Consider the following 13627-nt stretch of genomic DNA (forward strand, 5'->3'; position numbering starts at 1 on the left):
CTGCCATGCAGCTGCACGACCTGCTTGCCCAGCCGCCCCTGCTGCCCAGCCTGCCGCGCGCGGTGGCGCTGCTGCTGGGCGAGCTGGCGCGGCCCGAGCCCAGCCTGCGCCGGCTGAGCCAGCTGTTCGCCATCGACCCGACACTGGCGGCGCGCCTGCTGCAGCAGGCCAACCGGCCCGCGCACGGTGCGCCTGGCCAGGTGCGCGGCATCGCCGAGGCGCTGGCGCTGCTGGACGTGCCGCAGCTGCGCATGCTGGTGCAGTCGGCGGCGGTGGGCACCAGCGCGCGTTCCGTGCCGGGGGTGGACCTGCAGCAGTTCTGGCGCTACAGCCTGCACACCGCCAAGCTGGCGCGCGCGCTGGCCGGGGTGGTGCAGCACCACCCGCTGGCGGCCTACAGCGCCGGCCTGCTGCACGCGCTGGGCGAGCTGGCGCTGCACCTGGCCGACCCGCAGCGCATGCAGGCCATCGCCAGCCTGGCCGGGCCGCTGGACTGGCGCCGCGGCCGGCTGGAGCAGCACCTGCTGGGCTACAGCTACGCCGATGTCGGCGCCGGCCTGGCGCGTGGCTGGGGCCTGCCGCAGGATGTGGTGGATGCGCTGCAACACCACATCACGCCGTTCGACAACGAGGTCTGCGAGCCGCTGGCGGGCGTGCTGCACCTGGCCGCCTGGCGCGCACGCACGGATGCGGCCGGGCTGGACGCCGGTGCGACCGTGGCCAGTTTTCCGGGCGAGGTCGGCGTGGCGCTGGGCATGGACATCGACCTGGTGCTGCAGCAGGACGCCATCGACTGGACCGACCAGAGCCCGTCGCCCGAGGCGCTGCTGCAGGAACCCTGGGTGGACTGATGCCGCCCGTGCGCGGCTAGAATGCGCGCCTTTCGTCTGCCGCGCGCCGCGCCGCGTCGGCCCATGGGTTCCCTCGCCCCCATTTCCAAAAAGGATCTCCGCCATGTCCCGCCCTGCCGCGCCCGGCGCGCGCCCGCTGTCCCTGTCCGCTCCCGCCGCCTCGTCGGCCCTGCCGCTGCTGGTGGCGCTGCATATCGCCATCGTCATCGCCAGCAACTACCTGGTGCAGCTGCCGATCACGCTGCTGGGCTTTCACAGCACCTGGGGGGCTTTCAGCTTTCCCTTCGTCTTCCTGGCCACCGACCTCACGGTGCGGCTGATCGGCAAGCCCGCGGCGCGGCGCGTCATCACCCGCGCCATGCTGCCGGCGCTGGCCGCGTCCTACGTCGTGGGCGTGCTGTTCCGCGACGGGCAGTTCGGCGGGCTGGCGGCGCTGGGCGACTTCAACGCCTTCGTGTTCCGCATCGCGCTGGCCAGCTTCGCGGCTTACGCGCTCGGGCAGCTGCTCGACATCCAGGTCTTCGACCGCATCCGCCAGCGCCACAGCGCCTGGTGGCTGGCGCCCGCAGCGGCATCCATCGTCGGCCAGGCGCTGGACACGGCAGCGTTCTTTTCCATCGCCTTCTGGCGCAGCTCGGACGCCTTCATGGCCGCGCACTGGGTGGAGATCGCCTTCGTGGACTACGCCATCAAGCTGGGCGTGAGCCTGCTGCTGTTCGTGCCGGCCTACGGCGTGCTGCTGGCGGCGCTGGTGCGCGCGCTGCGCCAGCCGGGCGCGGGGCCGCTGGCCCCGGCGCCATGACGGCAGCAGGCGCAGCCAGCGCGCCCGGCGCGCGCCGCGCGCTGGTGCTGCTGTCCGGCGGCCAGGACTCGGCCACCTGCCTGGCCTGGGCGCTGGCACGCTACGCCGAGGTCGAGACCATCGGCTTCGACTACGGCCAGCGCCACCGCGTCGAACTGCAGGCGCGCCAGGTGCTGCGCGCGCGGCTGCAGGAAATGCCCTGGCCCGGCCGGCTGGGACCGGACCACCTGCTGCCGGTGGACGTGCTGCGCCACCTGGGCGCCACGGCGATGACCGAGGACATCGCCATCGCCGTGCAGCACGACGGCCTGCCCAACACCTTCGTGCCCGGGCGCAACCTGCTGTTCTTCACCCTGGCCGCGGCGCTGGCGTACCGGCGCGGGCTGCAGGTGCTGGTGGGCGGCATGTCCGAAACGGATTTCTCCGGCTACCCGGACTGCCGCGACAACACGCTGAAGGCGCTGCAGGTAGCGCTCAGCCTGGGGGTGGACCGGCCGCTCGTCATCGAGACGCCACTGATGTGGCGCGACAAGGCGCAGGCCTGGGAGCTGGCGCACGAGCTGGGCGGCGACGCGCTGGTCGAGCTGATCCGCGCCGAGACGCACACCTGCTACATCGGCCGGCACGATGCGCTGCACGACTGGGGCCACGGCTGCGGTGCATGCCCGGCGTGTGAACTGCGCGCGCGCGGCTGGCAGGCGTGGCAAGCGGGCCCGACATGAAAAAACCGCCGGGCGCGGGCGCCGGGCGGTTACTGCGCTTTTGATAGCTGCAGGCCTATGCGATATATAGGCTTGCAGCCATTTTGGCTCACTTTTTAGTACTGCCTTCGCCCTCCAGCTGCGCCAGCGCTGCGTTGCCGCCCAGCGACAGCAGGCCCGCGCGGGCATAGACGCCGAGCTTCTCGCGCGTGTCGGAGATGTCCAGGTTGCGCATGGTCAGCTGGCCGATGCGGTCCAGCGGGCTGAACGGCGCGTCCTCCACCTTCTCCATCGACAGGCGCTCGGGCGCGTAGGTCAGGTTCGGGCTTTGCGTGTCCAGCAGCGTGTAGTCGTTGCCGCGGCGCAGCTCCAGCGCCACGGTGCCGGTCACGGCGCGCGCCACCCAGCGCTGGGCGGATTCGCGCAGCATGATGGCCTGCGGGTCGAACCAGCGGCCCTGGTACAGCAGGCGGCCCAGTTTCAGCCCGTTCACGCGGTACTGCTCGATGGTGTCCTCGTTGTGGATACCCGTGACCAGGCGCTCGTAGGCGATGTGCAGCAGCGCCATGCCGGGGGCCTCGTAGATGCCGCGGCTCTTGGCCTCGATGATGCGGTTCTCGATCTGGTCGCTCATCCCCAGGCCATGGCGCCCGCCGATGCGGTTGGCCTCCAGGAACAGCTCCACCGGGTCGTCGATGGCGCGGCCATTGAGCGCCACCGGGCGGCCTTCCTCGAACGTGACCGAGACTTCCTCGGACGGCACGTCGACCTCGGGCTTCCAGAAAGCCACGCCCATGATCGGATTCACGATGCGCATGCCCGAGTTCAGGAACTCCAGGTCCTTGGCCTCGTGCGTGGCGCCCAGCATGTTGCTGTCGGTGGAATAAGCCTTCTCGGCGCTCATCTTGTACCCGAAGCCTTCCTTGGTCATGAAGGCCGACATCTCGGCGCGCCCGCCCAACTCGTCGATGAAGGCCTGGTCCAGCCAGGGCTTGTAGACCTTGAGCTGCGGGTTGGTCAGCAGGCCGTAACGATAGAAGCGCTCGATGTCGTTGCCCTTGTAGGTCGAGCCGTCGCCCCAGATGTGGACGTCGTCCTCCTGCATGGCGGCCACCAGCATAGTGCCGGTGACGGCGCGGCCCAGCGGCGTGGTGTTGAAGTAGGCGATGCCGCCGGTGCTGACGTGGAATGCGCCGGCCTGAATGGCGGCGATGCCCTCGTGCGCCAGCTGCGTGCGGCAGTCGATCAGCCGCGCCTTCTCGGCGCCGTATTCCATCGCCTTGCGCGGAATGGCGTCGTAGTCTTCCTCGTCGGGCTGGCCCAGGTTGGCGGTGTAGGCGTAGGGCAGGGCGCCTTTATTCTTCATCCAGCGCAGCGCCGCGCTGGTGTCCAGGCCGCCGGAGAAGGCGATGCCGACCTTCTGGCCGACGGGGAGGGATTGCAGGATGGTGGCCATCGCTTGGGAGTCTTTCGGTTCAAAAATGAGAGCTGCAGGCCCTTGATCTACAAAGGCTAGAGCACGAAAAGGGCTAAATCCGGCCGCTGGCGCTCAGCCAAAGTGGCAGATGTAGTGGAAGGCCTCGGCCACGCGAATGTCGAAGCTGGAATTGCCATCGATGGCGAAGCGCTCGCCAGGGCCGCAGCGGCGCCATTCCTGCGTGCCGGCCAGGCGGTATTCACAGCCGCCGGCGACGCATTCCATAACCTCGGGCGCGCCGGTGTTGAAGGTGAGGCTGGCTGGCAGTACCACGCCCACCGATTTCTTCGTGCCGTCCGGCCAGCTCAGGCTGTGGCTGACGCACTTGCCATCGAAGTACACATTGGCCTGGGGATTGACGCTGGCGCCGTCGAGCTGCTGGAAGGTCATGGAAGGGTGCTGCAAATGGGACAAAACCCACCGATTCTAGGGGCCAGCAAAAAGGGAGTTCCAAAGAACTCCCCGGGGTGGCGGACGGCGGGCGCCGGTCGGCTCAGTAGCGGTCGTAGTAGCGCGGGCCGTGGCGGTAGGGCCGGCCGTAGGCGTCGCGGTACTCGATGACGGTGACCGGCGGCGAGACATAGGCCGGCGGGCCGGGTGGGGTGGACACCACCACGCCGCGGTTGTCGTAGCGCACCGGCTCGCCGTAGCCGGGCGCGTACTGCGGGTAGTCGGGGGCGCCTGCGGGGGCGACCGCCGGCTGGATGTTCAGCGGGATCCAGCCGCCCGGGTCGCTTTGCGTGCGCGTGGTGTACTGGCGGCCGGCGTATTCGTACGTCACGTCGTAGCCGACGACGCGGTTGTCGTAATAGGTTTCGGTGGTGCAGCGCTGCACGTTCTCGTAGCCGGGGCGGCCGCGCTCGACGTTGTTGCCCAGCACTGCGCCGCCGATCACGCCGATAGCGGTGGCGGCCGCCCGCCCGCTGCCGCCGCCAATCGCATTGCCGGCGGCGCCGCCGGCAATGGCGCCCAGCACCGCGCCAGCGCCGCTGGGCGCGCGCCCGCCGTGGTAGATGGTCTCGTTGCCGCAGACCTGCTGTGGCACGGCAATTTGCTGGGTGATGGGCGTGGCCGAGAGCACGCGGCCCATCTCCTGGGCCTGCGCCGCCAGCGCGGCGGTGGCCAGCAACGACAGCGCGGCGATCTTCTTCATGGTCATGGTGCAAAGCTCCTGGTGATCGGCTCCTAACGCGCCGGATGTGGCAAAAGTTTCGCAGCCACCGGTAAAGTGGGGCGCGGGCGCCGGTAAAGATGCGTAAACAAGAACCGCTTCAGGTTTTGGACGCGGCGCGCAGCCGTTCGTTCCAAACCGCCTCGTCGAAGCCGGCGCTGACCATGCCGTCCGGCCACTCGACGATCGGGCGGCGCATCAGCGAGGGCTGCTCGTGCAGCAGCGCGGCCACGGCCAGGGGGTTGTCGGCACGCGCCTGGTCGCCGGCATCCAGGCGCCGCCAGGTAGTGCCGCGGCGGTTCACCAGCTGCGCCGCGCCCAGCCCGTCCAGCCATTGCTGCGGCCGCCCGGGCGGCACACCGTGCTTCCTGAAGTCATGGAACTGGTACTCGGCGCCCTGCGCCGCCAGCCAAGCGCGGGACTTTTTCACGGTGTCGCAGTTTGCAATTCCGTACAAGGTGATGGTGGGGATGTTCATGCGCGCCATCATCGGGCAGCGGGCGCTGGGCGACAATCACGCCCGCCATGCATACCCCTGCCTTCCAGACCCTCGACGAATGGCTGCGCCACTGCGAGCAGCTGCACCCCGCCAACATCGACATGGGCCTGGAGCGCGTGGGCGAGGTGGCGCGACGGCTGCAGCTGGCCTTCGACTGCCCGGTGATCACCGTGGCCGGCACCAACGGCAAAGGCTCGACCTGCGCGCTGCTGGAGGCGTTCTGCCAGCAGGCGGGCTATCGCACCGGCGTCTATACCTCGCCGCACCTGGTGCATTTCCAGGAGCGCTGCCGCATTGGCGGTCGCAGCGTCGAGCCCGCCGCGCTGGTGCCGCACTTCGAGGCCGTCGAGCGCGCGCGCACCACGCAGGGCGACGCGGTCTCGCTGACCTACTTCGAGTTCACCACGCTGGCCATCCTGCGCCTGATGAGCCAGACTCGCCTGGACGTGGCGATCCTGGAGGTCGGCCTGGGCGGCCGGCTGGACGCCACCAACGTCATCGACACCGACTGCGCCGTCATCACCAGCGTGGACGTGGACCACGTCGAATACCTGGGCACGGACCGCGAGAGCATCGGCCGTGAGAAGGCCGGCATCATGCGCGCCGGCCGCCCGGCGGTGGTCAGCGACCCGATGCCGCCGGACAGCGTGATCGCGCATGCGCGCGCCATCGGCGCCGACCTGTGGCGCTTCGGCCAGGACTTCAACTACACCGGCGACAAGCAGCAGTGGGCCTGGGCCGGGCGCGGGCGGCGCTACGCCGGCCTGGCGTACCCGGCGCTGCGCGGCGCCAACCAGCTGCTTAACGCCTCCGGCGCACTGGCAGCACTGGAAGCGCTGCGCGACCGGCTGCCGATCACCGCCCAGGCGGTGCGCGCCGGGCTGGCGCTGGTCGACCTGCCCGGGCGCTTCCAGATCGTGCCGGGCCAGCCGGCGCTGGTGCTGGACGTGGCGCACAACCCGCATTCGGTGGCGGCGCTGACGGCCAACCTGGACGCCATGGGCTACTTCCCCACCACGCATGCGGTCTTCGGCGCCATGGCCGACAAGGACCTGGGCCCGATGCTGGCCAAGGTGGCACCGCTCATCGACCGCTGGTACTTCACCGACCTGGACACGCCGCGCGCATTGAAGGCCCAGGAGCTGCGCCAAAAATGGCATGCCCTGCAGATGGCCGCCGGCGCGCGCCGCGAAGTGCCGGTGAGCACCCACGCCAGCCCGCAGCAGGCACTACAGGCGGCCATCGCCGCGGCCGACCCGGCTGATAGAATCGTCGTCTTTGGCTCGTTCTATACGGTGGGCGGCGTGCTCCAGCAGGGGGTGCCCCGGCTGCAGGCCAAGCACCTGGGCGCCTGAAGGCCCCAACTCCCCTGTCCATGGCATTTTTCAAGTTCCGCTGGCCCGGCAGGCAACAGCCGCAGGCCGACACCGCCAAGCCGGCCAGGCGCTCCGCCGCATCCTCCGCCCGCAGCGCACCGGTGCAGAGCATCGAGGACATGCGCCGGCGCGCGCGCCATCGCCTGATCGGCGCCGTGGTGCTGGTCGCCGCCGGGGTGGTCGGCTTTCCGGTGTTGTTCGACTCGCAGCCGCGCCCGGTACCGGTGAACGTGGCCATCGACATTCCCGACCGCCACCAGGTCGCTCCGCTGGTGGTGCCGCCGGCGCCCGCCCCGGAGGCTGCCGCCGGCAGCCTGTCGGCCGGCGAGGAGCTGGTGGCCGCGGCGCCACGGCGACCTGCCAGCGAATCTGCGCCGGCTCCGGTGGTCGCGCCGCGCGAAGCCGCGCCGGCCCCGCCCGTGGCGCCAGCTGCCGCAACGCCGCTGCCCGAGCCCGCCGAACGTCACGCCAAGCCTGAACCGAAACCGGATCCCAAGCCCGAGCCAAAACCCGAACCCAAGCCGGAGCCCAAGCGCGAGGCCCGCGTCGAGCCCAAACCTGAGGCGGCCGCCAAGCCCGAACCCAAGGCCGCCGCCACCGAGGATGCGCGCCGTGCCCGCGCGCTGCTGGAAGGCCGCGCGCCGGCCGCCGCTGCCGCACCTGCACCGGCGCGCAGCGAAAGCCAGGACGGCGGGCGCTTCATCGTCCAGGTCGGCGCTTTTGCGGACGCCGAGAAGGCGCGCGAGGTGCAAGGCAAGCTGGAGCGTTCGGGCCTGAAGGCTTACACCCAGGTGGTGGAGACCAAGGACGGCAAGCGCACGCGGGTGCGCGTCGGCCCGTTCGGCAGTCGTGCCGAGGCCGACCGAGCCGCCGAACGCGCCCGGGGCGCCGGCCTGGCCGGCTCGGTGCTGGCGCTGTAGGGCCGAGCGCCGCGCGGAACGCCATCCTTGGCTTGCCACTCTCACTTTCGACGGACGACATCGGCCCATGGCGGCGCTGGACTGGATCTTCGTGACCGTGCTGGGGGCGTCGCTGCTCATCGGCGCCTGGCGCGGCCTGGTGTTCGAGCTGCTGTCGCTGATCGGCTGGGTGGCGGCGCTGGTCGCGGCGCAGTGGCTGGCCGCGGACGCCGGAGCGCTGCTGCCCATGGGGCCACCGGATGCGCCGTGGCGCCACGTGGCGGGTTTCGCCTTGGTCTTCGTGGCCACGGTGTTCGCCTGCGGTTTCGTGGCCTGGGTGGTCAAGAAGCTGGTCGAGGCGGTCGGCCTGCGGCCGGCCGACCGGGCACTGGGCGCGCTGTTCGGCGCGCTGCGCGGGTTGGTGCTGCTGCTGGCGGCGACGCTGGTGGTGGGCTGGCTGCGGCTAGGCGATGCGCCCTGGTGGCGCCAGTCGCAGGGCGCGCCGCTGCTGCAGCTGGCGCTGCAGGGCCTGCAGCCGGCGGTGCCCGAGGCACTGGCGCGGCACTGGCCGGCGTGGTGAGGTAGGCGGACAGATGATGTAGAGAGGGCGGGGGCCGGTGGCGCCCGTTCAGGACCCCAATTTTCAGCGCGAGAGACTTCGTTATGTGTGGAATTGTCGGCGTGGCCAGCGCCAACCCCGTGAACCAGCTCCTCTATGACGCGCTGCTGCTGCTGCAGCACCGCGGCCAGGATGCGGCCGGCATCGTCACCCAGGAAGGGCGCAAGTTCTTCATGCACAAGGCCCGCGGCATGGTGCGCGACGTGTTCCGCACGCGCAACATGCGCGCGTTGCCGGGCACCATGGGCCTGGGGCAGGTGCGCTATCCCACGGCCGGCAACGCCGAGAGCGAGGAAGAAGCCCAGCCGTTCTACGTGAACGCGCCGTTCGGCATCGTCATGGTGCACAACGGCAACCTGACCAACGCGCACCAGCTGCGCCGCGAGCTGGCCGAGACCGACCACCGCCACACCAACACCGAGAGCGACTCCGAGGTGCTGCTGAACGTGCTGGCGCACGAGCTGGCGCGCGCCAGCCGGGGCGAGCCGCTGACCAGCCAGGACGTGTTCGCCGCCGTGCGCGCGGTGCACCGGCGCATCAAGGGCTCTTACGCGGTGATCGCGCTGATTGCCGGCCACGGGCTGCTGGCGTTTCGCGACCCGTTCGGCATCCGGCCGCTGTGTTTGGGCCGCGGGGCCGACGGCACGGTGATGCTCGCCAGCGAGTCGGTGGCGCTGGAGGGCACGCTGCACCAGCTGGAGCGCGACGTGGCGCCGGGCGAGGCGGTGTTCGTGCATCTGGACGGCCGCGTCGAGGCCGAACAGTGCGCCGAGGCCAGCCAACTGCATCCGTGCATGTTCGAGTACGTCTACCTGGCGCGGCCGGACTCGGTCATGGACGGCATCTCGGTGTACCAGGCGCGGCTGAACATGGGCGAAACGCTGGCCAAGCGCGTCATCTCCACCGTGCCGCCGAGCGAGATCGACGCCATCATCCCGGTGCCGGAATCCAGCCGCCCCAGCGCCATGCAGCTGGCGCAGCGCCTGGGCATCCCGTACCGCGAGGGCTTCGTGAAGAACCGCTACGTGGGCCGCACGTTCATCATGCCGGGCCAGGCCACCCGCAAGAAGTCGGTGCGCCAGAAGCTCAACACCATCGGCAGCGAGTTCCAGGGCCGGCGCGTGCTGCTGGTGGATGACTCCATCGTGCGCGGCACCACCTCCAAGGAAATCGTGCAGATGGCGCGCGACGCCGGCGCGACCAAGGTGTATCTGGCCTCGGCCGCGCCGCCGGTGCGCCACCCGAACGTGTACGGCATCGACATGCCGACGCGCGGCGAGCTGATCGCGCACGGGCGCAGCGTCGAGGAGATCCGCCAGTGGATCGGCGCCGACGCGCTGATCTACCAGGACATCGACGCCATGAAGCAGGCCGTGGGCAGCATCAATCCGCGGGTAGAGGGCTTCGAGGCCTCGTGCTTCGACGGCTGCTACATCACCGGCGACATCTCCGACGAGGAAGTGACGGCGCTGAACGAGGGGCGCAACCGTGGCGCCAGCGAGGGCGGCGACGAAGCCACCTCGCGCCTGTCGCTGCCCAACGCCCAGCATGCCTGAGGCGCCGCGTTTGCTATTCTTATGCTAGCTGCGCGCCTATGTTCCACCTGGGCTCAGGGCTGAAAACACTTGAAATTCCGGTGTCTGGCGCGGTCCAGCCCTCCTTTTCCCTTCACCTGACCTCCACCCACACCATCGTGAACCCATCGTCCGATCTGCCTGCCGGCCTGCACCCCGAAACCCTGGCCGTGCGCGAGGCCACGGCCCGCAGCCACTGGGGCGAGCACAGCGAGGCGCTGTTCCTGACCAGCAGCTTCGTGCAAAGCGACTGCGAGAGCGCCGCGCGGCGTTTCGCCAACGAGGAGCCGGGCTACACCTACACCCGCACCGGCAACCCGACCGTGACCAGCTTCGAACGCCGCCTGGCGGCCATGGAGGGCACGGAATGCGCAGTGGCCACCAGCACCGGCATGTCGGCCATCCTGCTGATGGCGCTGACGGTGCTGAAAAGCGGCGACCACATCGTCGCCTCGCAGTCCATGTTCGGCTCGACGCTGAAGCTGCTGGGCAGCGAGATGGCGCGCTTCGGCGTCGAGGCGACGTTTGTCTCACAGACCGATGTGCGGGCCTGGGCGGCGGCCATCCGCCCCAACACCCGGCTGCTGTTCGCCGAAACGCCGACCAACCCGCTGGGCGACCTGTGCGACATCGCCGCGCTGGCCGAGGTCGCGCACGCGCGTGGCCTGCTGCTGGCGGTGGACAACAGTTTCTGCTCGCCGGTGCTGCAGCGCCCGGCGCAACTGGGCGCCGACCTGGTGGTCTATTCGGGCACCAAGATCCTGGAGGGGCAGGGCCGGGTGATGGCCGGCGCGGTGTGCGGCAGCCTGGCGCTGGTGGACAAGGTCATGGGCACCTTCATGCGCAGCGCCGGGCTGAACCTGTCGCCGTTCAACGCCTGGGTGGTGCTGAAAGGGCTGGAGACGCTGTCCCTGCGCGTGCGCGCGCAAAGCGCGGCGGCGCTGGAGCTGGCAACGTGGCTGCAAAGCCATCCGAAGGTCGCGCGCGTGCATTACTCGGGCCTGGAAAGCCACCCGCAGCACGCGTTGGCCATGCGCCAGCAGGGCGGCCTGGGCGGGCCGGTGCTGGCCTTTGACGTGGTCGGCGAGGGCGCTGAGAACCTGCGCAAGAATGCCTTCCACGTCATCGACAGCACCCGCGTGTGCTCCATCACCGCCAACCTGGGCGACGTGAAGACCACCATCACCCACCCGGCCAGCACCTCGCACGGGCGCCTGACCGAGGAGCAGCGCAGCGCCGCCGGCATCGGCCAGGGCCTGGTGCGGATCTCGGTGGGCCTGGAACATCTCGACGATTTGAAGGCGGACCTGCTCCGCGGACTGGATTCCCTCGCATGACCATCACCCCCACCAGGGTTCGCACCCGCTTCGCGCCCTCGCCGACGGGCTTCATCCATCTGGGCAACATCCGCTCGGCGCTCTACCCGTGGGCATTCGCGCGCTCGCAGGACGGCGACTTCATCCTGCGCATCGAGGACACCGACCTGGAGCGCTCGACCCAGGCGTCGGTGGACGTGATCCTGGAAGGCATGCAGTGGCTGCAGCTGGACATCGATGAAGGCCCGTTCTTCCAGATGCAGCGCATGGACCGCTACCGCGAGGTGCTGGCGCAGCTGCAGGCCAGCGGCCACGTCTACCCCTGCTACATGAGCGTGGAAGAGCTCGACGCGCTGCGCGAGCGCCAGACGGCGGCCAAGGAAAAGCCGCGCTATGACGGCACCTGGCGGCCAGAACCCGGCAAGACCCTGCCGCCGGTACCCGCGGGCGTGCAGCCGGTGCTGCGCTTCAAGACGCCGAAGGACGGCATCGTCGGCTGGGATGACCGGTGCAAGGGCCGCATCGAGTTCCAGAACAGCGAGCTGGACGACCTGGTCATCGCCCGGCCGGACGGCACGCCCACGTACAACTTCTGCGTCTGCGTGGACGATATGGACATGCAGATCACCCATGTGATCCGCGGTGACGACCACGTGAACAACACGCCGCGCCAGATCCACATCTTCGAGGCGCTGGGCGCGCCGATTCCGGTGTTCGCCCACCTGCCCACGGTGCTGAACGAGCAGGGCGAAAAGATGAGCAAGCGCAATGGCGCCAAGGCCGTCACCCAGTACCGCGACGAAGGCTATCTGCCTGATGCCATGGTCAATTACCTGGCGCGACTGGGCTGGAGCCATGGCGACGACGAGATCTTCTCGCGCGCGCAGTTTCTGGAATGGTTCGACCTCGACCACCTGGGCCGCAGCGCCGGCCAGTTCGACGAGGCCAAGCTGCGCTGGGTGAACGCCCAGCACCTGAAGGCGCTGGACGACACCACGCTGGCCGCGCTGGTGCGCCCGTTCGTGCTGCGGGCGGGCGTGCCGACCGCGCTGCTGGATGCCGACGACCGCCTGCCGCGCATCTGCGCGCTGTTCAAGGACCGCTGCGACACACTGGTCGACCTGGCGCGCTGGGCGCGGCTGTTCTATGTGGAGACGATCGAGCCCAATGCCGACGACCTGGCGCAGCACGTCACCGACGCGGCGCGCCCGCTGCTGCAGGCCTTTGCCGGCACCATCACCTACGTCGAATGGAGCCGCGAGGCCATCGCCGCCGCCATCAAGCAGCTGCTCAAGGAGCAGGGCGCGAAGATGCCCCAATTGGCCATGCCGCTGCGGGTGCTGACCCTGGGCACGGCGCACACGCCGTCGGTCGATGCAGTGCTGGAATTGCTGGGACGCGAAAAAATCCTCGCGCGTTTGAAAACCGCCTGAAAAGCTGTCTATAATTCGAGGCTCAGCAAATGACGCAAGCCCAAGCGATTGGCAGTTGTTTGCGATGGGGGGTATAGCTCAGCTGGGAGAGCGCTTGCATGGCATGCAAGAGGTCATCGGTTCGATCCCGTTTACCTCCACCAAGGTTTTGAAGTTTGAACGCAAGTTCTTAGGTTTTGACCCTATCGTCTAGAGGCCTAGGACACTACCCTTTCACGGTAGGTACCGGGGTTCGAATCCCCGTAGGGTCGCCAAGTTTGGCTGCACTTGAGTCCACCAGGACTGCAAAGCAGCTGCCACGCGGAGTGGTAGTTCAGTTGGTTAGAATACCGGCCTGTCACGCCGGGGGTCGCGGGTTCGAGTCCCGTCCACTCCGCCACCCTTGGGGGTATAGCTCAGCTGGGAGAGCGCTTGCATGGCATGCAAGAGGTCATCGGTTCGATCCCGTTTACCTCCACCAAGGTTTTGAAGTTTGAACGCAAGTTCTTAGGTTTTGACCCTATCGTCTAGAGGCCTAGGACACTACCCTTTCACGGTAGGTACCGGGGTTCGAATCCCCGTAGGGTCGCCAAGTTTGGCTGCACTTGAGTCCACCAGGACTGCAAAGCAGCTGCCACGCGGAGTGGTAGTTCAGTTGGTTAGAATACCGGCCTGTCACGCCGGGGGTCGCGGGTTCGAGTCCCGTCCACTCCGCCACAATCCATAGAACATTACGGGCTGCATCGCAAGGTGCAGCCCGTTTGTTTTGCGCAGCACCATGATTGTTTTGATAAAAAGCCCTTGCAGCCCATATGCAGCAAGGGCTTTGTGCTATTGACCTGCCCCCTTCCGCCGTGCCATTCATAACGAGGAAGTCCGGGGTTGCAAGATTAATTGATCTCTGTGGTGGTTGAAGTGCTTTGAGTTGCA

At 68.9% G+C, this 13627-nt stretch carries 13 protein-coding genes and 6 tRNA genes; 15 read left to right on the top strand and 4 right to left on the bottom strand.

Annotation, left to right across the window (positions count from 1 at the left end):
- Window positions 1-5 precede the first annotated feature (5 nt).
- The 3 genes from BLQ61_RS13565 to queC all read left to right on the top strand — a co-directional run bounded on the left by BLQ61_RS13565 (window position 6) and on the right by queC (window position 2375).
- The gene (locus BLQ61_RS13565; RefSeq protein WP_091571307.1) at window positions 6-851 is read left to right on the top strand and encodes an HDOD domain-containing protein; all 846 of its coding nucleotides are present in this window, start codon (window positions 6-8) and stop codon (window positions 849-851) included.
- 103 nt (window positions 852-954) lie between these two features.
- Entirely contained in the window at window positions 955-1653 is a 699-nt protein-coding gene (locus BLQ61_RS13570) for a 7-cyano-7-deazaguanine/7-aminomethyl-7-deazaguanine transporter (RefSeq protein WP_091571309.1), read from the top strand.
- Window positions 1650-2375 (top strand): 7-cyano-7-deazaguanine synthase QueC, encoded by a 726-nt coding sequence (gene queC / locus BLQ61_RS13575; protein ID WP_091571312.1) that lies wholly within the window; start codon window positions 1650-1652, stop codon window positions 2373-2375. Before BLQ61_RS13570 ends, queC begins: the two co-directional genes overlap by 4 nt.
- An 88-nt stretch (window positions 2376-2463) precedes the next feature.
- Here the strand turns inward: queC and argG are convergent, their stop codons facing one another.
- The 4 genes from argG to BLQ61_RS13595 all read right to left on the bottom strand — a co-directional run bounded on the left by argG (window position 2464) and on the right by BLQ61_RS13595 (window position 5492).
- On the bottom strand, window positions 2464-3810 hold the full coding sequence (gene argG, locus BLQ61_RS13580; RefSeq protein ID WP_091571314.1) for an argininosuccinate synthase: 1347 nt from the start codon (window positions 3808-3810) through the stop codon (window positions 2464-2466).
- A gap of 93 nt (window positions 3811-3903) precedes the next feature.
- Window positions 3904-4221, bottom strand: coding sequence for a pyrimidine/purine nucleoside phosphorylase (ppnP, locus tag BLQ61_RS13585; RefSeq protein ID WP_091571317.1), 318 nt, complete (start codon window positions 4219-4221; stop codon window positions 3904-3906).
- Between the two features lie 103 nt (window positions 4222-4324).
- Window positions 4325-4984 carry a glycine zipper 2TM domain-containing protein gene (locus tag BLQ61_RS13590; RefSeq protein ID WP_091571371.1) on the bottom strand — a complete coding sequence of 220 codons (660 nt, stop codon included), beginning with the start codon at window positions 4982-4984 and terminating at the stop codon, window positions 4325-4327.
- A gap of 118 nt (window positions 4985-5102) precedes the next feature.
- Complete coding sequence (locus tag BLQ61_RS13595; RefSeq protein WP_175488302.1) at window positions 5103-5492, bottom strand: Spx/MgsR family RNA polymerase-binding regulatory protein; 390 nt, start codon at window positions 5490-5492, stop codon at window positions 5103-5105.
- 35 nt (window positions 5493-5527) lie between these two features.
- Between BLQ61_RS13595 and folC the strand changes: the two genes are divergently transcribed.
- The 12 genes from folC to BLQ61_RS13655 all read left to right on the top strand — a co-directional run bounded on the left by folC (window position 5528) and on the right by BLQ61_RS13655 (window position 13414).
- Window positions 5528-6856 carry a bifunctional tetrahydrofolate synthase/dihydrofolate synthase gene (gene folC / locus BLQ61_RS13600; RefSeq protein WP_091571319.1) on the top strand — a complete coding sequence of 443 codons (1329 nt, stop codon included), beginning with the start codon at window positions 5528-5530 and terminating at the stop codon, window positions 6854-6856.
- Window positions 6857-6876: 20 nt separating this feature from the next.
- Window positions 6877-7797: an SPOR domain-containing protein gene (locus BLQ61_RS13605; protein WP_091571322.1), complete on the top strand. Its 921-nt coding sequence runs from the start codon at window positions 6877-6879 to the stop codon at window positions 7795-7797.
- A gap of 67 nt (window positions 7798-7864) precedes the next feature.
- Window positions 7865-8356: a CvpA family protein gene (locus BLQ61_RS13610; protein ID WP_091571324.1), complete on the top strand. Its 492-nt coding sequence runs from the start codon at window positions 7865-7867 to the stop codon at window positions 8354-8356.
- An 83-nt stretch (window positions 8357-8439) separates the two neighbouring features.
- The gene (purF, locus tag BLQ61_RS13615; protein WP_091571327.1) at window positions 8440-9951 is read left to right on the top strand and encodes an amidophosphoribosyltransferase; all 1512 of its coding nucleotides are present in this window, start codon (window positions 8440-8442) and stop codon (window positions 9949-9951) included.
- A gap of 137 nt (window positions 9952-10088) precedes the next feature.
- A complete protein-coding gene (locus BLQ61_RS13620) occupies window positions 10089-11306 on the top strand; it encodes an O-succinylhomoserine sulfhydrylase (RefSeq protein WP_091571330.1) in 1218 nt (405 codons plus the stop codon).
- Window positions 11303-12718 carry a glutamate--tRNA ligase gene (gltX, locus tag BLQ61_RS13625; protein ID WP_175488296.1) on the top strand — a complete coding sequence of 472 codons (1416 nt, stop codon included), beginning with the start codon at window positions 11303-11305 and terminating at the stop codon, window positions 12716-12718. The genes BLQ61_RS13620 and gltX overlap by 4 nt, the downstream gene beginning before the upstream one ends.
- Window positions 12719-12785: 67 nt before the next feature.
- Window positions 12786-12861, top strand: a tRNA-Ala gene (locus tag BLQ61_RS13630).
- 35 nt (window positions 12862-12896) lie between these two features.
- Window positions 12897-12972: transfer RNA gene (locus BLQ61_RS13635), tRNA-Glu, on the top strand.
- Window positions 12973-13020: 48 nt separating this feature from the next.
- Window positions 13021-13097 (top strand) — tRNA-Asp (locus BLQ61_RS13640).
- 5 nt (window positions 13098-13102) lie between these two features.
- Window positions 13103-13178, top strand: a tRNA-Ala gene (locus tag BLQ61_RS13645).
- Window positions 13179-13213: 35 nt separating this feature from the next.
- Window positions 13214-13289: transfer RNA gene (locus BLQ61_RS13650), tRNA-Glu, on the top strand.
- 48 nt (window positions 13290-13337) lie between these two features.
- Window positions 13338-13414: transfer RNA gene (locus tag BLQ61_RS13655), tRNA-Asp, on the top strand.
- Window positions 13415-13627 lie beyond the last annotated feature (213 nt).

The sequence above is a fragment of the Oryzisolibacter propanilivorax genome (assembly GCF_900103645.1).
Taxonomy (GTDB): Bacteria; Pseudomonadota; Gammaproteobacteria; order Burkholderiales; family Burkholderiaceae_C; genus Melaminivora; species Melaminivora propanilivorax.